At 59.4% G+C, this 20,336-nt stretch carries 18 protein-coding genes; 7 read left to right on the forward strand and 11 right to left on the reverse strand.

Features of this window, described 5'->3' with window-relative positions; all coding sequences use genetic code 11:
- Positions 1-17 precede the first annotated feature (17 nt).
- From nth to ydgT, 9 genes are all read right to left on the reverse strand, one after another.
- Entirely contained in the window at positions 18-650 is a 633-nt protein-coding gene (nth, locus tag KOL70_RS04385; RefSeq protein WP_059011060.1) for an endonuclease III, read from the reverse strand.
- Positions 647-1,348: an electron transport complex subunit E gene (locus KOL70_RS04390; protein ID WP_058757701.1), complete on the reverse strand. Its 702-nt coding sequence runs from the start codon at positions 1,346-1,348 to the stop codon at positions 647-649. The genes nth and KOL70_RS04390 overlap by 4 nt, the downstream gene beginning before the upstream one ends.
- Positions 1,345-1,977, reverse strand: a complete 633-nt coding sequence (gene rsxG / locus KOL70_RS04395) for an electron transport complex subunit RsxG (RefSeq protein ID WP_127834759.1) — start codon at positions 1,975-1,977, stop codon at positions 1,345-1,347. Before rsxG ends, KOL70_RS04390 begins: the two co-directional genes overlap by 4 nt.
- Before the next feature lie 2 nt (positions 1,978-1,979).
- A complete protein-coding gene (gene rsxD / locus KOL70_RS04400) occupies positions 1,980-3,038 on the reverse strand; it encodes an electron transport complex subunit RsxD (RefSeq protein ID WP_215480255.1) in 1,059 nt (352 codons plus the stop codon).
- The gene (gene rsxC / locus KOL70_RS04405; protein ID WP_215480256.1) at positions 3,039-5,336 is read right to left on the reverse strand and encodes an electron transport complex subunit RsxC; all 2,298 of its coding nucleotides are present in this window, start codon (positions 5,334-5,336) and stop codon (positions 3,039-3,041) included.
- On the reverse strand, positions 5,329-5,907 hold the full coding sequence (gene rsxB, locus KOL70_RS04410; RefSeq protein ID WP_021506189.1) for an electron transport complex subunit RsxB: 579 nt from the start codon (positions 5,905-5,907) through the stop codon (positions 5,329-5,331). Before rsxB ends, rsxC begins: the two co-directional genes overlap by 8 nt.
- Before the next feature lies 1 nt (position 5,908).
- Positions 5,909-6,490 (reverse strand): electron transport complex subunit RsxA, encoded by a 582-nt coding sequence (rsxA, locus tag KOL70_RS04415; RefSeq protein ID WP_010618951.1) that lies wholly within the window; start codon positions 6,488-6,490, stop codon positions 5,909-5,911.
- 123 nt (positions 6,491-6,613) lie between these two features.
- Positions 6,614-7,057, reverse strand: a complete 444-nt coding sequence (locus KOL70_RS04420; RefSeq protein WP_058758460.1) for a DUF2569 domain-containing protein — start codon at positions 7,055-7,057, stop codon at positions 6,614-6,616.
- A gap of 109 nt (positions 7,058-7,166) precedes the next feature.
- Positions 7,167-7,382, reverse strand: a complete 216-nt coding sequence (gene ydgT, locus KOL70_RS04425) for a transcription modulator YdgT (protein ID WP_010618950.1) — start codon at positions 7,380-7,382, stop codon at positions 7,167-7,169.
- A gap of 674 nt (positions 7,383-8,056) precedes the next feature.
- On the opposite strand from ydgT, the gene ytfQ reads away from it, so the two are divergent.
- The 4 genes from ytfQ to yjfF are packed head-to-tail and all read left to right on the forward strand — an operon-like array spanning position 8,057 to position 12,580.
- Entirely contained in the window at positions 8,057-9,013 is a 957-nt protein-coding gene (ytfQ, locus tag KOL70_RS04430; RefSeq protein ID WP_021506185.1) for a galactofuranose ABC transporter, galactofuranose-binding protein YtfQ, read from the forward strand.
- 54 nt (positions 9,014-9,067) lie between these two features.
- Positions 9,068-10,588: a sugar ABC transporter ATP-binding protein gene (locus tag KOL70_RS04435; protein WP_021506184.1), complete on the forward strand. Its 1,521-nt coding sequence runs from the start codon at positions 9,068-9,070 to the stop codon at positions 10,586-10,588.
- Positions 10,581-11,597, forward strand: a complete 1,017-nt coding sequence (ytfT, locus tag KOL70_RS04440) for a galactofuranose ABC transporter, ATP-binding protein YtfT (RefSeq protein ID WP_058758461.1) — start codon at positions 10,581-10,583, stop codon at positions 11,595-11,597. Before KOL70_RS04435 ends, ytfT begins: the two co-directional genes overlap by 8 nt.
- Positions 11,594-12,580: a galactofuranose ABC transporter, permease protein YjfF gene (yjfF, locus tag KOL70_RS04445; RefSeq protein ID WP_021506182.1), complete on the forward strand. Its 987-nt coding sequence runs from the start codon at positions 11,594-11,596 to the stop codon at positions 12,578-12,580. The genes ytfT and yjfF overlap by 4 nt, the downstream gene beginning before the upstream one ends.
- A gap of 472 nt (positions 12,581-13,052) precedes the next feature.
- Here the strand turns inward: yjfF and araA are convergent, their stop codons facing one another.
- On the reverse strand, positions 13,053-14,543 hold the full coding sequence (gene araA, locus KOL70_RS04450) for an L-arabinose isomerase (protein WP_215480257.1): 1,491 nt from the start codon (positions 14,541-14,543) through the stop codon (positions 13,053-13,055).
- A gap of 11 nt (positions 14,544-14,554) precedes the next feature.
- Complete coding sequence (locus KOL70_RS04455) at positions 14,555-16,240, reverse strand: ribulokinase (RefSeq protein WP_021506180.1); 1,686 nt, start codon at positions 16,238-16,240, stop codon at positions 14,555-14,557.
- A 366-nt stretch (positions 16,241-16,606) separates the two neighbouring features.
- Here KOL70_RS04455 and KOL70_RS04460 point away from each other — a divergent pair, with 366 nt between their 5' ends.
- From KOL70_RS04460 to araH, 3 genes are all read left to right on the forward strand, one after another.
- A complete protein-coding gene (locus KOL70_RS04460) occupies positions 16,607-17,590 on the forward strand; it encodes an arabinose ABC transporter substrate-binding protein (protein WP_021506179.1) in 984 nt (327 codons plus the stop codon).
- Positions 17,591-17,764: 174 nt separating this feature from the next.
- Positions 17,765-19,285 carry an L-arabinose ABC transporter ATP-binding protein AraG gene (gene araG / locus KOL70_RS04465; protein WP_058758463.1) on the forward strand — a complete coding sequence of 507 codons (1,521 nt, stop codon included), beginning with the start codon at positions 17,765-17,767 and terminating at the stop codon, positions 19,283-19,285.
- 17 nt (positions 19,286-19,302) lie between these two features.
- Positions 19,303-20,289, forward strand: coding sequence for an L-arabinose ABC transporter permease AraH (gene araH / locus KOL70_RS04470; protein ID WP_021506177.1), 987 nt, complete (start codon positions 19,303-19,305; stop codon positions 20,287-20,289).
- Positions 20,290-20,336: the final 47 nt, after the last annotated feature.

Raw genomic sequence — 20,336 nt, forward strand, 5'->3', positions numbered from 1 at the left:
CGTCGCGCCGTTATTGATCAGTCGGTCTTTTCCGTGAACTCACACAAATCTTCAATCAGGCAGGAGCCGCAGCGCGGTTTACGCGCCACGCAGGTGTAGCGACCGTGCAGAATCAGCCAGTGATGGCAGTCAACCTTAAAGTCGGCCGGCACCACTTTGAGCAGCTTCTGTTCTACTTCCTCAACGTTTTTACCCGGCGCAAAGCGGGTGCGATTGCTGACGCGGAAAATGTGGGTATCCACGGCAATGGTGGGCCAGCCAAAGGCGGTATTGAGCACCACGTTGGCGGTTTTACGCCCGACGCCGGGCAGGGCTTCCAGTGCCGCGCGGTCTTCCGGCACCACACCGTCGTGCTGCTCCAGCAGGATGCGGCAGGTTTTGATGACGTTTTCCGCTTTGCTGTTAAACAGGCCAATGGTCTTGATGTACTCTTTAACGCCTTCCACGCCGAGCGCCAGCATTGCCGCTGGCGTATTGGCCACCGGATAGAGTCGGGCGGTGGCTTTGTTGACGCTGACATCGGTTGCCTGTGCCGACAGCAGCACAGCGATCAGCAGCTCAAACGGTGAGCTGAAATTCAGTTCGGTGGTCGGATGGGGATTGGCGTCACGCAGTCGCGTGAGGATCTGCAGGCGTTTATCCTTATTCACACAGCCTTCCCGGTTTCGCCCTGCGGCGCGGCCGCAGCAGCGTCCAGCTGACGTGCGGCGCGCTGCTTCATTTTCTGATCGATCAGGTATTTGCCGGCCAGCAGCATACCGAGGCCGATAAACGCACCCGGCGGCAGCATCGCCAGCAGCATTGGTGAATCAAAATGCACCACTTCAATGCGCAGCGCTTTAGCCCATGGCCCCAGCAGCTGATCAGCGCCGTTGAACAGCGTGCCGTTACCAATCAGTTCACGAATCGAACCCAGCGTCACCATTGCGCAGGTAGCGCCCATACCGATGGCAAAGCCATCCAGCGCGGAGAGGGGAATGCTGCTTTTCGATGCCACTGCTTCCGCACGTCCCACCACAATGCAGTTGGTGACGATCAGCGGGATAAAGATGCCCAGCGACTGATACAGGCCATAGGCATAGGCGTTGATCAGCATCTGCACGCAGCTCACCACCGAGGCGATGATCATCACGTAGATCGGAATACGAATCTCACCCGGCACCCAGCGGCGCGAAGCGGAAATCGCACTGTTGGTGATGGTCAGTACCAGCGTGGTTGCCAGTCCGAGGCCCAGTGCGTTAGTAGCGGTTGAGGTCACCGCCAGCAGCGGACAGAGCCCCAGCAGCTGCACCAGCGCCGAGTTATTCTTCCACAGTCCGCCAATCAGTAAATTTTTCGCTTCACTCATGGTGCATCTCCACATTCAGGCAGCGAAGCGAGCTTCGCTGGCAGCGTTTCAATCAGCAGCGCCGTGCGTTTGGTGGCGTTGACCACCGCGCGCGGCGTGATGGTCGCGCCGGTAAACTGGTCAAATTCGCCACCGTCTTTTTTCACGGCAAAGGCTTTATCGTCGGCACCGTGCACCACTTTGCCGTTAAAACTGTTGATCCAGTCGGAAATTCGCAGCTCGATTTTATCACCCAGACCCGGCGTTTCATGATGTTCAATCACGCGTACGCCCAGCACTTTGCCGTGGAAATCGGCGCCGACCAGCATCTGTATCGCGCCAGAATAGCCGTCGGGGGCGGTGGTCTCAAGTGCGGCGGCCACCGGTTGATCCCCTTTGCGCGCCACATACAGATGATGCGGTTTGTCGTTGCCGAGCGCGAGGGCATCGGTCACCAGCAGACACTCCTGCTGAATATTGTTGTCGTACAAATCGGTGGGCACCACCTGGTCGAGCAGGTTTTTCTGCTGCAACGCGGTCTGGTGATCGACCGTCGGTTTGGTGACGTAGTTGACCACCGCCGTCACGCCGGTGGTGATCACGGCAAACATGCCCAGCGTGAACGCGTTTTTACGAATGGTTTCGATCATCATCAATCCCTGCGATGTCCATACACGCGCGGCTGCGTGTAGTAGTCAATCAGCGGCACGCAGATGTTGGCGAGCAGCACCGCGAAGGCGACGCCATCCGGATAGCCACCGAAGCTGCGAATCAGCCACACCAGCAGGCCAATCAGCGCACCGTAAATCAGCCGGCCACGGTTGGTGGTGGACGCGGTGACCGGATCGGTAGCAATAAAGAACGCACCGAGCATGGTCGCCCCGGAGAACAGATGCACCAGCGGCGAGTTTAGCGACTGCGGTGCGAACAGCCAGCCGAGCGTGGCGCACAGCGCCAGCGACAGCAGGAAGCTGAGCGGGATATGCCAGCGAATGGCATTCTTCGCCAGCAGCAGCATGCCGCCGAGCAGATAGCCGAGATTGACCCACTGCCAGCCGAGGCCGGCCAGTACGCCGCCATAAATCGGCTGGGCCAGCAGCTGTTCGGCGCTGTGCCCGGCGCGCAGGCCGGTTTTAAAGGTATCGAGCGGCGTGGCCTGGCTCACGCCATCCACTCCCAGCTGCAACTGCTGCATGGTGTCACCAGCCAGCGTGTGGCCGGTAAAAATCATACTGAGTGAGTCCATCAGGCCAGGTTTGATCGCCTGCAGGACATCCGGCGGCAGCCAGCTGGTCATCTGCACCGGGAAGGAGATCAGCAGCACCACATAACCGACCATGGCCGGATTGAACGGATTCTGGCCGAGGCCGCCGTACAGTTGCTTGGCGATAACCACGGCAAATACGGTACCGAGCACCACCAGCCACCACGGCGCCAGCGGCGGCAGGCTGATGCCCAGCAGCAGCGCCGTCAGCAGGGCAGAGTTATCCGCCAGCGTCGGCACTACCGGCGCGTGACGCAGGCGCAGAATCACGCCCTCGGTGATCCATGCGGTAGCGACTGCCAGCAGCACCTGAATCAGGAAACCGATGCCGAAGAAATACCACTGTGCCGCCATGCCGGGCAGCGCGGCCAGCACCACCAGCAGCATGATGTTGCCGGTGCTGCGGCGGTTATGGGTATAAGGCGAACTTGCAATACGAAAAGCCATTTAGTCCTCAGTCGTCGAAGGCTGCTGCTGCGCTTTACGCGCTTTGGCACGGGCGACCGCTGCGGCAATCGCCGCTTTGCGTGGGTCGGCGGAGTCAGGAGAGGCAGCAGCCTCCACTTCAGGGGATGCGGCGGGCGCGTCGGCTGTCTGCTGCGCTGCGGCCGCGGCTTTCTTCGCTTTGGCGCGGGCAATCGCCGCTTCAACCGCTGCTTTGCGCGGATCGACTTCAGCCGCTGGCGTTTCCGCTGCCGGCTCAGCATCAGCCGGCGTCTGCGCGGCCGCAGCTTTCTTCGCTTTGGCACGGGCAATCGCCGCTTCAACCGCCGCTTTGCGCGGATCGACCTCAGCTGCGGGTGTTTCCGCTGCTGGCTCAGCGTCGGCCGGCGTCTGCGCCGCCGCAGCTTTCTTCGCTTTGGCACGGGCGATAGCAGCTTCGACTGCGGCTTTGCGCGGATCGACCTCAGCCGCTGGCGTTTCCGCTGCCGGCTCAGCGTCGGCCGGCGTCTGCGCCGCTGCAGCTTTCTTCGCTTTGGCGCGGGCGATAGCGGCTTCAACCGCCGCTTTGCGCGGATCGCTTTCTGCGGTCGTAGTGTCAGCGGCTGGCTGTGCCGGCGCGGCCACTTTTTTCGCTTTAGCACGCGCAATGGCGGCTTCCACGGCGGCCTTGCGCGGGTCAATGGCCTGGCGGCTTAACGGTTCGGTTTCTGCCTGCTTCTCGGCCTGCTGCGCCAGCGCCTGGGCATGGCGCGCTTCGCGTTCGGCGGCTTCCTGTTCCGGCGTCTTCGCCTGACGCGCTTTCACGCGCCCGGTTGCCGCTTCCAGCTCGGCTTTATCGCTGCGCGCAACCCGCTGTTTGGCCTGCTCGTGGCGCGCTTCCCGCGCCAGTTTTTCCCGCTCAAGGCGTGCCTGACGCGCTTCAAAGCGTGCTTTGGCTTCGGCGGTGCGTTTGGCCTCCAGATCGATGGCGCGCAGTTCGGCTTTTTCCTGACGGTAATACTGCACCAGCGGAATATTGCTGGGACAGACATACGCACAGGCACCGCACTCAATGCAGTCATCAATGTGATGGGCGCGCGCTTTGTCATGATCGCCACCCTGGCTGTACCAGTACAGCTGCTGCGGCAGCAGTTTTGCCGGGCAGGCGTCAGCGCAGGCGCTGCAGCGGATGCAGGACTGTTCTTCCTGCGGTTGCCCCATCTCGCTGGCCGACGGTGCCAGAATACAGTTGGTGATCTTCACCACCGGCACGTTGAGGGACGGCAGGGTAAAGCCCATCAGCGGCCCGCCCATGATCACCATCTGGCGCGCGCCCGGCGTGAAACCGACCTGTTGCAACAGATGGCTTACCGGGGTACCGAGACGACCCCAGACATTACGTGGCCGGGCAATGGCCTCGCCGGTCAGCGTCACCACGCGCTCCGTAATCGGTTCGCCATCGATAATGGCGCGCTTCACCGCCCAGGCGGTGCCGACGTTCTGCATCAGCACGCCAATGTCGGTGGAGCGTCCGCCGTGCGGCACTTCCCGCCCGGTGAGAATTTTGGTCAGCTGTTTGGCACCGCCGGAAGGGTATTTGGTTGGGATCACCCGCAGCTGCAGCTCGCGGTCACCGGCCAGCGCCTGTTTCAGCGCGGCAATCGCCTCCGGCTTATTGTCTTCAATGCCAATCAGCACGCGCTCCGCCTGCAGCACCCAGGCGAGGATGCGGCAGCCCTCCAGCACTTCCGCCGCACAATCCTGCATCAGGCGATCGTCCGCCGTGATGTAAGGTTCGCACTCGGCGGCGTTGATGATCAGCGTGTTGACGCCGCGCAGTCCGCCACGCAGTTTGGTGGCGGTCGGGAAGCCCGCGCCGCCGAGGCCTGCAATACCGGCTTCGTGGATGCGTTTCACTACCGCGTCCCGACCCAGCGCGCGATAGTCCGGCTGCGGATCGAGTGGCATCCAGCGGTCTTCGCCATCGGCGCGCAGGAAAACGCACAGCTCGGACAGGCCGGACGGGTGCGCCGTCATGTGTGGCGCGATGGCTTCAATGGTGCCGGAAGTGGGCGCGTGCACCGGCAGCATCCGGCCGCTGCCAAAGGTCAGCGGCTGGCCGCGCAGTACCTTATCGCCCGGCGCCACACAGATTTCGCCTTCGTGGCCGATATGCTGTTTCAACGGAATAATGAACTGTTCAGGCAGCGGGAGCTGGCTGAGCGGCGTGCCGCTGGACTGGGTTTTCATTTCCGGCGGGTGAATGCCGCCTTCGAAATCCCACAGCTTCTCTTTGCGCAGCAGCGATAACAGATTAAGCATGATGTTCTACCGGGATCACCCGTACAGGTATGGTGTCGAGATCCCACTTCCAGTTGGCGGTGGTGGTGGCAACCGGGCGCATCTCAATACAGTCGGTGGGACAGGGCGCGACGCACAGATCGCAGCCGGTGCAGACATCGCTCAGCACGGTGTGCATGGCGCGCGTGGCACCGACGATGGCGTCAACCGGGCAGGCCTGAATACATTTGGTGCAGCCGATGCAGTTGGCTTCGTCAATCCACGCCACGGTGCGAACCGGCGTCAGCACTTCCGCGCCGCCGTCCAGCGGCTGCGGTTCAACATTGAGCAGTTCGGCCAGCTTCAGCATGGTCTGTTCGCCGCCCGGCGCACATTTATTAATGGCTTCACCGTTATTGCCCACCGCATCGGCGTACGGACGGCAGCCGGGATAGCCACACTGGCCGCACTGGCTCTGCGGCAGAATCGCATCGATCTGCTCAACAATCGGGTCTTCTTCTACTTCAAAGCGGCGCGAGGCGTAGCCCAGCAGGGCACCAAACACCAGTGCCAGCGCCGCCAGAACAGCAATAGCAATCCAAATCGCGGTCATATCAGAATTTCACCAGACCGGTAAAGCCCATGAACGCCAGCGCCATCAGGCCAGCGGTGATCAGGGCAATGGAGTTTCCTTTGAACGGTGCCGGCACGTTGGCCAGCACCAGACGTTCACGCATGCCAGCGAACAGCACCATCACCAGCGAAAAGCCGAGTGACGCACTGAAGCCGTACAGCGCCGCCTGCAGGAACGTGTGGTTGAGGTTGACGCTCAGCAGCGGCACGCCCAGCACCGCGCAGTTGGTGGTGATCAGCGGCAAAAAGATACCGAGCAGGCGATACAGCGACGGGCTGGTTTTACGCACCACCATTTCGGTGAACTGCACTACTACCGCAATCACCAGGATATAGGCCATGGTACGCAGGTACACCAGATCGAGCGGCAGCAGAATCAGGTGATTCACCAGCCAGGCGCAAATCGACGCCAGCGTAATGACGAACGTGGTGGCAAGTCCCATGCCAATGGCCGTTTCCAGTTTTTTTGACACGCCCATAAAAGGGCAAAGGCCGAGGAATTTGACCAACACGAAGTTGTTCACCAGCACTGTGCCAATAAAGAGCAGTAAGTAATCGGTCATTTTTTAACCTGGGAAGCCGAAAGGCGTTTATTATCCGGAATTGAGAGGTGCATCTCAACCTTTGCGCGATTCGTGCGCTGGCTGAGAGCACTCAGAATTAAATTCCTGACGAAAAGAGCGTCATCAGGGCTGAATAAAGGTCTGTTTGACCCGCTGTGAGCGTTTGAAGTAGGGCACAAAGACCGCCGCCGAGAGCAGGGCCAGCAGCAGCGTCTGGATCGCTTTCCCATCGGCCACCGGCGTAAAAGCGAAGGTTTTCAGCGCCAGCAATACGGTCATCAGCAGCCAGAGAATGTAGTGACGTGGCAGACGGCGCGAGCGCTGACAAAAGATCCAGCACACCCAGATGCTGTACAGCCACACCGCGGCGGCGGTGAGTAAGGACACCAGCCACTGCGTCATTAAAATACTGGCGTGAGAAAACAGCGTGGTGCGCAGTTCCGTGTCAAACAGCGGCCGCAGATAGAGCGCCACCACCAGCGCGCTGGTCAGCATCGTCATAATCAGCCAGGCAAGCGGCAGCAGCAGCCAGCCGGCAATACGCGGCGGGTTTACCGATTCGGACATGTTGTTCATCCTGATGTAAGAAAAAAGACGAGGCAGAGCGTACCATGTCCAAACGGGTCACGCCCGATTCGGACAGCGCACCAGGGGCAGAAACAGAGATAAGCGCGCTTTACACCACGTAGCGCCAGACGGATTTCGGCACACAGCCGAGGTCATACAGACGGCCACCTGAGGCGAGTTCAGCACGGCGGTGATCGGCGGCGCGGTACATATTAATGATCTCGTTATCATCAGTGAGCGAATAATTGAGGTGATCGTAGAGTTTTTCCAGACTCTCAAGATTATTCACTTTACGAAATTTCAGCAGGTAATCGAGCGCAGTCATGATTGCCATAAAAGATAGAGAACGGGGAAGTGCTCAAGTATAGGGAGCACGCGGCCAGAGTCCAGACACCGCGGTTAAAAAAATTCAAAATTCAGACAACGTGCGCTAATTCGCTCATCAAAAGGGACTTTTTTACGCTTTTATCTTTTTTAACGCGCATTTTCCTGCGCGTCAGGCGCGTTTTTGGCCCCGTTAACCGGGGGCTGGTGAGAAAATTTAACAGCTGCCTTAAACGGTATTCCAGACGCTATTTTTTGCACTTTTGTTGCGCTTATTTTGAAACGCAGCAGGCGCGAAAAAGCGATTTATCGGTAACGGGTGACGCACAAGGGTGCAGCTGTGATGAAACGTCAAATCGCAAGTGTGCGAATTATCACAAAACAGAACATTGCCTGCCGCCCGCATGAATAACCATTCTTTACGTGTCCGTTGTAATCGTTTCCAGTGCCTGCGGTCATAACCGCTTCTGTTTATTACAGTTATTTAACCTCCGCTGACATAAAGTTCAGGCGTTTTGTCCATAAGCTGAGTCAGCTGTCTGACACGCTGATACGCGTAACCCCTTTAATTCATTCTGTTTTGTGAGGTGTGTCGCGCTTGTTTTAGCGCAATTGCGCCAGGCTTGAAGCGCGTTTGTACCCCTACAGCACACTCCCTTCAGAGGAATGAAAATTATGTGGAAACGTTTACTCTTGACCACCATGGTCAGCGCCGCACTCAGCACATCGGTTCTGGCTGCCGACATGACGGTGGGCTTCTCACAGGTCGGTTCTGAATCTGGCTGGCGTTCAGCCGAAACCAACGTGGCAAAAAGTGAGGCGCAAAAGCGCGGTATCACCCTGAAAATTGCCGATGGTCAGCAGAAGCAGGAGAACCAGATCAAAGCGGTGCGCTCGTTCATCGCTCAGGGCGTTGATGCCATCTTTATCGCGCCAGTGGTACAGACTGGCTGGGAACCGGTGCTGGAAGAGGCCAAAGACGCCAAAATTCCGGTGTTCCTGCTGGACCGCGCCATCGTGGTGAAAGATAAATCGCTGTACATGGCGGTGGTGACGGCCGACAACGTGCTGGAAGGCAAACTGATTGGTGACTGGCTGGTGAAAACCGTCGGTGACAAGCAGTGTAACGTGGTGGAACTGCAGGGTACCGTTGGTGCCAGCGTAGCGATCGACCGTAAGAAAGGCTTTGCCGAAGCCATCGCCGGCCACAACAACATCAAAGTGATTCGCTCGCAGTCCGGTGACTTTACCCGCAGTAAGGGTAAAGAGGTGATGGAGAGCTTCATCAAAGCCGAGAACAACGGCAAAAACATCTGCATGGTGTATGCGCATAACGATGACATGGCGATCGGCGCCATCCAGGCAATTAAAGAAGCCGGCCTGAAACCGGGCAAAGATATTCTCACCGGTTCGATTGATGGCGTGCCGGATATCTATAAAGCGATGCTGGCCGGCGAGGCCAACGCTAACGTTGAGCTGACGCCGGACATGGCTGGCCCGGCGTTTGACGCGCTGGAGAAATTCAAAAAAGACGGCACGCTGCCGCCGAAAATCATCAAAACCGAATCAAAACTGTTCTTACCGGCTGACGCTCAGGCGGAGCTGGATAAGAAAAAGGGCATGGGTTACTGATCCCCGCAACCGCCCTTCGGGGCGGTTTTTATGACGTAAGCGAGGCAGAATCTGATGAGCAGCTACGATGAAACACCCCTGCTGAGCCTCAACGGCATCAGCAAAGGCTTTCCCGGCGTCAAAGCGCTGGATAACGTGTCGTTCAGCATCCGCAAGGGCGAAATCATGGCGCTGCTGGGTGAGAACGGCGCGGGGAAATCCACCCTGATTAAAGTGCTGACCGGCGTCTACACGCGGGATGCCGGCACCATCACCCTCAACGGCGCGGTGATTGCGCCGCACAGTACCGCCGATGCGCAGCAGATGGGCATTGGCACCGTTTATCAGGAAGTGAATCTGCTGCCGAATATGTCGGTGGCGGATAACCTCTACATTGGCCGCGAGCCGCGCCGCTTCGGCATGATCGATCGCAAGCGCATGGTGCGCGACGCCGATGCGCTGATGCGTAACTACGGCTTTGCGCTGGATGTGACGCGTCCGCTCGGCCATTACTCGGTGGCGATGCAGCAGATCATTGCGATCTGCCGCGCAGTCGATCTCTCCGCGCAGGTACTGATTCTGGATGAACCAACTGCCAGCCTTGATGCCAGCGAAGTGGAGATGCTGTTTACCCTAATGGCGCAGCTGAAAGCCAAAGGCATGAGTCTGATTTTCGTCACCCACTTTCTCGACCAGGTGTACCGTATTACCGACCGGATTACCGTACTGCGCAACGGCCAGTTTATCGCCACGCGGGACACCGCCTCGCTGCCGCAGATTGAGCTGATTAAGCTGATGCTGGGGCGAGAGCTGCTGGAAACCGCACTGCAGCGCCAGGGCAGCACGTTACGCAGCAATCAGCCGGTGGTGTCGTTTGAGGATTACGGCAAGAAAGGCACCATTGAACCGTTTAGCCTGCAGGTACGGCCGGGTGAAGTGGTGGGGCTGGCCGGACTGCTCGGCTCCGGGCGCACCGAGACCGCCGAGGTGCTGTTTGGCATCCGCCGCGCCGATCGCGGTACCGCCACCATCAAAGGCAAAGTGCAGCATATCCGCACGCCGGCCAAAGCCTCGCGTCTCGGCATGGGCTTCTGCCCGGAAGATCGTAAAACTGACGGCATCATCGGCGCGGCCTCGGTGCGGGAAAACATCATTCTGGCGCTGCAGGCGCAGCGTGGCTGGCTGCGGCCGATCAAACGCCGTGAGCAGCAGGCGATAGCCGAGCGTTTTATCAAGAGCCTGGGTATTCGCACGCCGCATGCCGACCAGCCGGTGGAGCTGCTGTCGGGTGGCAACCAGCAGAAGGTGCTGCTGTCACGCTGGCTGGTGACTAAACCACAGTTTCTGATTCTGGATGAGCCGACGCGCGGTATCGACGTGGGTGCCCACGCCGAGATCATTCGGCTGATTGAATCCCTGTGCGCCGACGGACTGGCGCTGCTGGTCATCTCCTCTGAACTGGAAGAGCTGGTGGGCTATGCCGATCGCGTGCTGATTATGCGCGATCTGAAGCAGGTCGCCGAAATTCCGCTGGAGCAGCTGTCGGTGGCGTCGATCGTCAACGCCATCGCGGACGGAGGAGCACAACATGCTTGAATCGCCTATGACACACGAAAAACCGGAACGGCGGAAGCCGAAGCTGCCGCCGGGCATGCCGCAGATCGTCGCGCTGATTCTGGTGCTGCTGATCGACAGCCTGGTGGCGAATAACTTTTTTGCTATTCACATTCAGGATGGCCGGCTGTTCGGCAGCCCGATTGACATTCTCAACCGCGCCGCACCGGTGGCGCTGCTGGCGATTGGTATGACGCTGGTGATCGCCACCGGCGGGATCGATCTGTCGGTGGGTGCGGTAATGGCGATTGCCGGCGCGACAGCGGCGACGCTGACGGTGGCGGGGCACAGCCTGAGTTTTATTATTCTGGCCACGCTCGGCACCGGGCTGCTGTGCGGCCTGTGGAACGGCGTGCTGGTGGCGCTGCTGAAGATTCAGCCGTTTGTCGCCACGCTGATTCTGATGGTAGCCGGGCGCGGCATCGCGCAGCTGATTACCCAGGGACAGATCGTCACCTTTAACAGTGACAGCCTCGCGTGGTTTGGCAGCGGTTCGCTGTGGCTGCTGCCGGTACCGGTGTGGATTACCCTGCTGGTGGCGGTAGCGGTATGGCTGCTGACGCGCAAAACCGCGCTTGGCCTGTTCATCGAAGCGGTAGGCATCAACCTGCGTGCGGCGCGTAATGCCGGGGTGACCGGCTGGCTGGTGGTGATGTCCACCTATGCCATCAGCGGCGTGTGCGCGGCGGTAGCCGGGCTGATTGTCGCCGCCGATATTCGCGGTGCCGATGCCAATAATGCCGGGTTGTGGCTGGAGCTGGACGCCATTCTGGCGGTGGTGATTGGTGGCGCCTCGCTGATGGGCGGGCGTTTTAACCTGGTGCTGTCGCTGGTTGGCGCGCTGATAATCCAGTCAATGAATACCGGAATACTGCTGTCAGGTTTTCCGCCGGAGCTGAACCAGGTGGTGAAAGCGGTGGTGGTGATGTGCGTACTGCTGCTGCAGTCGCCGCGCTTTATCGCCATGCTGAAGGGGAGACGTAAACCATGATCAAGCGTCATTTACCGTTAATGATTACCCTGCTGGTGTTTGTCGCGGGTTACCTGTTCTGCCTCAGCCAGTTTCCCGGCTTTGCCTCAACGCGGGTGATTTGCAACATCCTCACTGATAATGCGTTTCTCGGCATCATCGCCGTCGGCATGACGTTTGTGATTTTGTCCGGCGGCATCGATCTGTCCGTTGGCGCGGTGATCGCTTTCACCGGCGTGTTTCTGGCGCGCATCATCGGTGACTACCATGTCGACCCGCTGCTGGCCTTTGCGCTGATTCTGGCGGCAGGCGCACTGTTTGGTGCCATGATGGGCTGGCTGATTGATGCGTTAAAAATCCCGGCCTTTATCATCACGCTCGCCGGGATGTTTTTCCTGCGCGGCTGCAGCTATCTGGTGTCGGAGAACTCGATTCCTATCGATCATCCGCTGTATACCACGTTGTCTAGCCTGGCGTGGAAAATTCCCGGCGGCGGACGTCTCAGCCTGCTGGCGGTGATTATGCTGGTGGTGGTGGCGGGGGGCATTCTGCTGGCGCACCGTACGCGCTTCGGTAATCAGGTGTACGCCATTGGCGGCAATCTGACGTCGGCTCAGCTGATGGGCGTGTCGACGCGCGCCACCACGATTAAGATTTATATGCTGTCGACCACGCTGGCGACGCTGGCAGGCATCGTATTTTCCATTTACACCTCGGCCGGCTACGCGCTGGCCGGGCTGGGCGTCGAGCTGGATGCCATCGCTTCGGTGGTGATTGGCGGCACGCTGCTGTCGGGTGGCGTCGGTACGGTGCTGGGCACGCTGTTTGGGGTGCTGATTCAGGGGTTGATTCAGACATGGATTAACTTCGACGGCACGCTGAGTTCGTGGTGGACCAAAATCGCCATCGGTATTCTGCTGTTTGCCTTCATTGCGCTGCAGCGTCTGCTGACGGTGATGTGGGACCGCCAGCAGAACGCGCCGGTTAAGCGTTTAACGTCTTAGTCGTCATCGCATGTGTGTGTTAAAAGGTGCGCAAACTGGCGCACCTTTTTTTATGCACAGATTCGTGGATGTTGGGTGGGGTTGCTGTTTTAGCGCTCAGAGTCGTGAAAGTTTGGTGGGTTTGCTGTTAATTGGGTGCCCGGCCCCATTAAGGCCAGCCCGATCGCAAAGAAACCCCGCATCCATGCCGATCGGCCGCGCCATCCCTGGCGCGGACGCTTTGCTATTCGGGCTGGTCTTGATGGGGCAAGTGGGACTGTCATTGCTGTAGTCAGTACGACGCTTAATGGCTGATGCAAATTCGGCTCCGGTAAAAGCGCAACCAACCAGCATTAAGGAGATCAAGGCGGCCGGGGCGACAGGGAGGTATTCACGCTGGCTTTACGTAACGCCTGCCGTTGTTGACTGGACCGCAGTTTCGCCATAAAAAAAGCCGCGATACCCTCGCGGCTTGCTTCAACATTTCAGGCTATTAACGTTTCAGGCGGTAGTACGCATCGTTCCAGCGCAGCGCATCTTTGAAGGCCGGCAGGCGCGTCTCGTCATCAATCACCAGCACTTCAATGCCGTGCAGTTCACCGTACAGGTACATGTCCTCGACATCCAGCGCCTGGCTGAACACCGTATGGTGTGCGCCGCCCGCCAGGATCCACGCTTCAGAAGCGGTGGCCAGCGACGGCTGTGCGCGCCACAGCGCACGTGCCACCGGCAGCTTCGGCAGCGCCTGCGGCTGTTCAATGGTATCGACCACGTTGACCAGCAGACGGAAGCGGTCGCCCATGTCGATGACGCTGGCGTTCACCGCGCGACCCGCCGGCGTCGAGAAAATCAGACGCGCCGGGTCGGCTTTACCGCCAATGCCGAGGAACTGCACATCAATCAGCGGCTTCTCCTCTTTGGCGATCGACGGGCACACTTCCAGCATGTGCGAGCCCAGTACCAGCTCGTTGCCCGGCGCGAAGTGGTAGGTGTAATCCTCCATAAATGAGGTGCCACCGGCGCGCGTGCCGGCCTGTACTTTCAGGATGTGCAGCAGCGCGGCGGTTTTCCAGTCGCCTTCACCGGCGAAACCGTAGCCCTGAGCCATCAGGCGCTGAACCGCCAGACCGGGCAGCTGGGTCATACCGTGCAGCGTCTGGAAATTGGTGGTAAAGGCTTTACAGCCTTCGCTATCGAGGAAGCGCTTCAGGCCCAGTTCGATGCGTGCGGCATCCAGCACATTCTGCCGCTTGCCGCCGTTTACTGACGCCGCCGCGCTGAACAGATACTGGCTCTCATATTCGTCGACCAGCGCGTTGACATCACCGTCGCTGACGCTGTTCACCACCTCAACCAGATCGCCGACGCCCCAGCCGTTAACCGCATAGCCAAACTGAATCTGCGCTGCCACTTTATCGCCTTCGGTGACCGCCACTTCGCGCATATTGTCACCGAAGCGCGCCACTTTCAGCTGCTGGCTGGCCTGCTTCGCCAGGGCGGCATTGATCCAGCGCGCAATACGCTGCTGGCTGGTTTTATCCTGCCAGTGACCGGTCACCACGCTGTGCTGCAGACCCATGCGCGCGCCAATGAAGCCGAACTCACGGCCGCCGTGCGCGGTCTGGTTCAGGTTCATGAAGTCCATGTCCATGCTGTCCCACGGAATTTCCGCATTGAACTGGGTGTGAAACTGCAGCAGCGGCTTATGCAAAATACTCAGTCCGCCAATCCACATTTTTGCCGGCGAAAAGGTATGCAGCCAGGTAATGATACCGACGCACTGGCTGTCGTGATTGGCCTCGCGGCACAGCGCCAGCGCTTCATCCGGTGATTTCACCAGCGGCTTCAGCTCAAGCGGCACCGGCAGCGTACCGGCCTGGTTGAGGCCGTCCATCACCTGGCGCGCATGCTGCTCAACCTGGCGCAGGGTTTCCGCTCCGTAGAGATGCTGTGTACCAATCACAAACCAGACTTTCTGTTCCATTCATCGCTCCTTTACTTAGCGGATGCGGCGCGCGCGGCGTACTGCGGTTCAGCCGCCTGGCACCAGTGTTGATAACGTTGATAAAGCTGCTGATAAGTCGCCACGCGCGCGCTGTCCGGCTGCAGGGTGACGGCAATCGGACTGGCCATCACCTGCTGCGCCGCCGGCACATCGGGGTAAACGCCGGCGGCAACGGCGGCAAAAATCGCCGCGCCCAGCGCGCAGCACTCATCGGAAGCGACAATGTCCAGCGGCCGGTTCATCACATCGCAGCAGGCCTGCATGATGGCAGGGGATTTGCGCGCAATGCCGCCGAGCGTCAGGATGTTCTGCACCGGAATCTGCTGCTGCTCGAAGCACTCCATGATGGCGCGAGCGCCGAAGGCGGTGGCGGCAATCAGGCCACCGAACAGCGCCGGCGCATCGGTGCCGAGGTTAAGGTCGGTAATCACGCCTTTCAGGCGCTGGTTGGCGTCCGGCGTGCGGCGACCGTTAAACCAGTCCAGCACCACCGGCAGGTGATCGAGTTGCGGATTTGCCGCCCAGGCGTCGGTCAGCTGGCGGATCAAATCCTGCTGCAGCGCGGCCAGCTGCGGCTGTAATTCAGGATGGCGCTGCGCCGCCTGCTGCAAAGGCCAGCCGAGCAGGCGACTGAACCAGGCATAGATGTCGCCGAACGCCGATTGTCCGGCTTCACAGCCGATGGCGCCCGGCATTACGCTGCCGTCGACCTGACCGCAGATGCCTTTGATCGCGCGATCGCCCACCTGTTCGCTGTCGGCGATCAGGATGTCGCAGGTCGAGGTGCCGATGACTTTCACCAGCGTGTACGGCTGTGCGCCCGCGCCAACCGCGCCCATGTGGCAGTCAAAGGCGCCACCGGACAGCACCACCTGTTCTGACAGGCCAAGACGCTGCGCCCATTCGCCCGACAGCGTGCCGACCGGCACATCGGCGGTAAAAGTATCGCTGAACAGCGGCGAATCGAGCTGTTCCACCAGCATGGGATCGAGCGCGCGAAAGAACGCCGCCGGCGGTAAACCCTGCCACTCCGGATGCCACAGTGATTTGTGCCCTGCGGCGCAGCGTCCGCGCCGCAGATCGGCCGGTGCGGTGGTACCGCTCAGCAGCGCGGGCACCCAGTCGCACAGCTCTACCCACGAAACCGCCGCCTCACGCACCGCGGCATCGGCACGCGATACGTGCAAGATTTTGGCCCAGAACCATTCGGAGGAGTAAACGCCGCCGATGTAGCGGGTATAGTCGGTGAACTGGCCGCTGCGGCACAGGCGGTTGATCTCTTCGGCTTCTTCTATGGCGGTGTGATCTTTCCACAGCACAAACATGGCGTTGGGATTGCTGGCGAATTCCGGACGCAGTGCGAGGACGTTGCCGTCGCGATCGATGGGGGCCGGCGTCGAGCCGGTAGAATCGACGCCAATACCCACCACCGCGGCGCGCTGCGCCGGACTTAACGCCTGCACCACGCTGACGATGGCCTGCTCCAGCGCATCAATATAATCCTGAGGATGATGACGAAAGCGGTTGGCGTGTGCATCGCAGAATTCACCCTTTGCCCAGCGCGGATAGTTGACCACCGCCTTTTCCAGCTCTTTACCGCTGTGGCACTCCACGGCCAGCGCTCGTACCGAGTCACTGCCGAAATCCAGCCCAATTGTTATGGCACCCGCGCTCATCGGGATTCTCCTGTGTGAGTTGTCTCGCTCTATCCTGGAATGGGGCGCGGGCGGCGGTTAGTCATCAGCGGCTGAGAATATGCACTTTTCTGTCATCGGCGGGGTTGTGTGATCGACAGCAAAAGTTAATGTCCGGTTAATTTTGCTGAATATATGGAGGATTTAGTCATCGTTTTGGGATGTGATACCGCTCTACATTTTTCCGCGCTTTTCCCGCTACAACTAGCCCAGCGTTTGCACAGCCTTTGTACAACCTTTGAGCTAACGCGCTGATTTTGCGCTGTACCCGAACGTGAAATCTGATTGGTAGCGTTTACACCGATTCGTTGATAACAGCGATAAAACACCATTGTGCCGGAGAGCATCATGCATAAATTCACTAAAGCACTGGCGGCCGCAGGCCTCGCCGCGCTTATGTCACAATCCGCTATCGCCGAGACCATGAAGCTCGGTTTTCTCGTCAAACAGCCGGAGGAACCCTGGTTCCAGACCGAGTGGAAATTCGCCGATAAGGCCGGCAAAGATCTCGGCTTTGAAGTGATCAAAATTGCCGTGCCGGACGGTGAAAAAACCCTGAACGCTATCGATAGCCTGGCGGCGAGCGGCGCCAAAGGCTTTGTCATCTGTACCCCGGATCCCAAGCTGGGCTCGGCCATCGTCGCCAAAGCACGCAGCTATGACCTGAAAGTGATTGCCGTGGATGACCAGTTTGTCACCGCCAAAGGCAAGCCGATGGATACCGTACCGCTGGTGATGATGGCGGCGACCAAAATCGGCGAGCGTCAGGGCCAGGAGCTGTACAAAGAGATGCAGAAACGCGGCTGGGATGTGAAGCAAACCGCCGTGATGGCGATTACCGCGAACGAACTGGACACCGCGCGCCGCCGCACCGGTGGCTCAATGGCCGCGCTGAAAGCCGCCGGCTTCCCGGAGAAACAGATTTATCAGGTGCCGACCAAATCCAACGATATCCCGGGCGCGTTTGACGCCGGTAACTCGCTGCTGGTGCAGCATCCGGAAGTGAAGCACTGGCTGATTGTCGGCATGAACGATAACACCGTGCTGGGCGGCGTGCGCGCCACCGAAGGCCAGGGCTTCAAGGCACCGGACGTGATCGGTATCGGCATCAACGGCGTGGATGCGGTAAGCGAGCTGTCAAAAGGCGCGCCAACCGGCTTCTACGGTTCCCTGCTGCCGAGCCCGGACGTGCACGGCTATAAGAGCAGCGAAATGCTCTACAACTGGGTGACCAAAGGGCAGGAGCCAGCGAAATTCACCGAAGTGACCGACGTGGTGCTGATCACCCGCGACAATTTCAAAACCGAGCTGGCGAAGAAAGGGCTGATGTAAGTCGGTTTTAAGCCGTCCTCAATGTGATGTTAATTAACAGGCAGCCGGCATAGTTCGTGCTGTAGCAAGGCGGCAAACACGTTTATCCCCGGGAGCTTACTGAAGTCAGTGACCGGGGTAAATGTGCGCAGCCAACGCGGCTACGGTGCGAAATATGGAGGCTCAGGAGTTCCCATGAACACGGATCCAGCATTTCTGTCATTTCATGGCATCAGCAAAACCTTCCCTGGCGTGAAAGCGCTGCAGGATATCTCTTTTCAGTGCCGCGCCGGGGAAGTGCACGCGCTGATGGGAGAAAATGGCGCGGGCAAATCCACGCTGCTGAAAATCCTCAGCGGCAGCTATCAGCCCAGCGGCGGCGAAATCCGCATCAAAGGCACAGCGAAAAGCTTCAGCAATACCGTTGATGCGCTGGATGCCGGCGTGGCGATCATTTACCAGGAGCTGCATCTGGTACCGGAAATGAGCGTGGCAGAGAACATCTATCTTGGCCAGCTGCCGCACAAGCGCGGGCTGGTTAACCGCAAGCTGCTGCGCTACGAAGCCGGTCTGCAGCTGAAAAATCTTGGCATGGATATTGACCCCGACATGCCGCTGAAATACCTGTCGCTCGGTCAGTGGCAGATGGTCGAAATCGCCAAAGCGCTGGCGCGCAACGCGCGTATCATCGCCTTTGATGAGCCGACCAGTTCGCTGTCGGCGCGCGAAATTGAGCATCTGTTCCGCGTGATTCGCCAGCTGCGCGAGCAGGGCCGGGTGGTGCTGTATGTGTCGCATCGCATGGAAGAAATTTTCGCGCTGAGCGATGCCATTACGGTGTTTAAGGATGGGCGCTACGTGCGCACTTTTACGGACATGGCCAATACCCATCATGACGATCTGGTGGAGGCGATGGTCGGACGCAACCTGGGAGATATCTATGGCTACGCGCCACGTGAGCTGGGCCCCGTGCGTCTGCAGCTGGACAAGGTGGAAGCGAAAGGCGTGCGGATGCCAATATCGCTGACGGTGCGCGCCGGAGAAATTGTCGGTCTGTTTGGACTGGTCGGTGCCGGCCGCAGCGAACTGATGAAAGGGCTGTTTGGTGCCACCCGGCTGCGCGCGGGCACGGTCACGCTGGATGGTAAGCAACTCAACATCCGCGAACCGATTGATGCCATCCGCGCCGGTATCATGCTGTGCCCGGAAGATCGCAAAGCCGAAGGTATCATTCCGGTGCACTCGGTGCGCGAAAACATCAATATCAGCGCGCGCCGCCACAACCTGAGTGCCGGCTGTCTGATCAAGCCGGGCTGGGAAGCGAAAAACGCGGACCACCACATTCGCTCGCTGAACATCAAAACGCCGGGTGCGCATCAGCTGATCATGAATCTGTCCGGTGGCAACCAGCAGAAGGCAATTCTGGGCCGCTGGTTGTCGGAGGAGATGAACGTGATCCTGCTCGACGAACCGACGCGCGGCATTGATGTCGGCGCCAAACATGAAATCTATAACCTGATTTATCAGCTGGCGAACAAAGGGATCGCGGTGCTGTTTGCCTCCAGCGATCTGCCCGAAGTGATGGGACTGGCCGACCGCATCGTAGTGATGCGCGAAGGTGAGATTGCCGGTGAACTGCCCCACGACGCCGCCACGGAGCAGCTGACGCTGAGCCTGGCCATGCCGAAAACCACTCAAGCGGCCGCCGTGGCCTGAGGTAAAGGAGAGTAAAAATGGCTTCATCTACCACGTCCAATACGCCACCGGTGCAGCGCAGTGGCCTGCAGCTCGGGCGCATCTGGGACAACTTCGGCATGCTGGTGGTGTTTGCGCTGCTGTTTATCGTCTGCGCCATCTTCGTGCCTAATTTTGGCACCTTTATCAACATGAAAGGGCTGGGCCTGGCGATGTCGATGTCCGGCATGGTGGCGTGCGGCATGCTGTTCTGCCTCGCCTCCGGCGATTTCGACCTGTCGGTGGCGTCGGTGATTGCCTGCGCTGGCGTCGTCACCGCCGTGGTGATCAACATGACCGAAAGCCTGTGGATCGGCGTCGCCGCCGGCCTGCTGCTCGGTATGGCCACTGGCTTCGTTAACGGCTTCGTGATTGCGCGTCTGAAGATTAACGCGCTGATCACCACGCTGGCGACCATGCAGATTGTGCGCGGCCTGGCCTATATCTTCTCCGACGGTAAAGCGGTGGGGATTGAGGATGAGCGCTTTTTCACCCTCGGCTACGCCAACTGGCTGGGCGTGCCGGCACCGATCTGGCTGACCATCGCCACCATGATCGTATTCGGTTTCCTGCTGAACAAAACCACCTTTGGCCGCAACACGCTGGCGATTGGTGGCAACGAGGAAGCGGCGCGGCTGGCCGGGGTGCCGGTGGTGCGCACGCGCATTATCATCTTTATCCTCTCCGGGCTGGTGTCAGCGGCGGCCGGCATTATTCTCGCCTCGCGCATGACCAGCGGTCAGCCGATGACCTCGCTCGGCTATGAGCTGATCGTCATCTCCGCCTGCGTGCTGGGCGGCGTGTCGCTCAAGGGCGGTATCGGCAAGATTTCCTATGTGGTCGCCGGGGTATTGATTCTGGGTACCGTCGAGAATGCGATGAATTTATTGAATATCTCGCCATTCTCACAGTATGTGGTGCGCGGTTTGATACTGTTAGCGGCAGTGATTTTTGACCGTTACAAACAAAAGAGCAGAACCGCTTGATCCCGCGGGCGCAGCCGCAACGCTGCGCCCTGACATCACGCGAACCG

The sequence above is a fragment of the Pantoea sp. B270 genome (genome assembly GCF_018726825.1).
Taxonomy (GTDB): domain Bacteria; phylum Pseudomonadota; class Gammaproteobacteria; order Enterobacterales; family Enterobacteriaceae; genus Pantoea; species Pantoea dispersa.

What these genes read in the sequence shown, in the direction of transcription:
- KOL70_RS04390 (WP_058757701.1), bottom strand. Translation starts at nt 1,348, where the DNA reads ATGAGTGAAGCGAAAAATTTACTGATTGGCGGACTGTGGAAGAATAAC.
- rsxG (WP_127834759.1), bottom strand. Translation starts at nt 1,977, where the DNA reads ATGATCGAAACCATTCGTAAAAACGCGTTCACGCTGGGCATGTTTGCC.
- rsxD (WP_215480255.1), bottom strand. Translation starts at nt 3,038, where the DNA reads ATGGCTTTTCGTATTGCAAGTTCGCCTTATACCCATAACCGCCGCAGC.
- rsxC (WP_215480256.1), bottom strand. Translation starts at nt 5,336, where the DNA reads ATGCTTAATCTGTTATCGCTGCTGCGCAAAGAGAAGCTGTGGGATTTC.
- rsxB (WP_021506189.1), bottom strand. Translation starts at nt 5,907, where the DNA reads ATGACCGCGATTTGGATTGCTATTGCTGTTCTGGCGGCGCTGGCACTG.
- rsxA (WP_010618951.1), bottom strand. Translation starts at nt 6,490, where the DNA reads ATGACCGATTACTTACTGCTCTTTATTGGCACAGTGCTGGTGAACAAC.
- KOL70_RS04420 (WP_058758460.1), bottom strand. Translation starts at nt 7,057, where the DNA reads ATGTCCGAATCGGTAAACCCGCCGCGTATTGCCGGCTGGCTGCTGCTG.
- ydgT (WP_010618950.1), bottom strand. Translation starts at nt 7,382, where the DNA reads ATGACTGCGCTCGATTACCTGCTGAAATTTCGTAAAGTGAATAATCTT.
- ytfQ (WP_021506185.1), top strand. Translation starts at nt 8,057, where the DNA reads ATGTGGAAACGTTTACTCTTGACCACCATGGTCAGCGCCGCACTCAGC.
- KOL70_RS04435 (WP_021506184.1), top strand. Translation starts at nt 9,068, where the DNA reads ATGAGCAGCTACGATGAAACACCCCTGCTGAGCCTCAACGGCATCAGC.
- ytfT (WP_058758461.1), top strand. Translation starts at nt 10,581, where the DNA reads ATGCTTGAATCGCCTATGACACACGAAAAACCGGAACGGCGGAAGCCG.
- yjfF (WP_021506182.1), top strand. Translation starts at nt 11,594, where the DNA reads ATGATCAAGCGTCATTTACCGTTAATGATTACCCTGCTGGTGTTTGTC.
- araA (WP_215480257.1), bottom strand. Translation starts at nt 14,543, where the DNA reads ATGGAACAGAAAGTCTGGTTTGTGATTGGTACACAGCATCTCTACGGA.
- KOL70_RS04455 (WP_021506180.1), bottom strand. Translation starts at nt 16,240, where the DNA reads ATGAGCGCGGGTGCCATAACAATTGGGCTGGATTTCGGCAGTGACTCG.
- KOL70_RS04460 (WP_021506179.1), top strand. Translation starts at nt 16,607, where the DNA reads ATGCATAAATTCACTAAAGCACTGGCGGCCGCAGGCCTCGCCGCGCTT.
- araG (WP_058758463.1), top strand. Translation starts at nt 17,765, where the DNA reads ATGAACACGGATCCAGCATTTCTGTCATTTCATGGCATCAGCAAAACC.
- araH (WP_021506177.1), top strand. Translation starts at nt 19,303, where the DNA reads ATGGCTTCATCTACCACGTCCAATACGCCACCGGTGCAGCGCAGTGGC.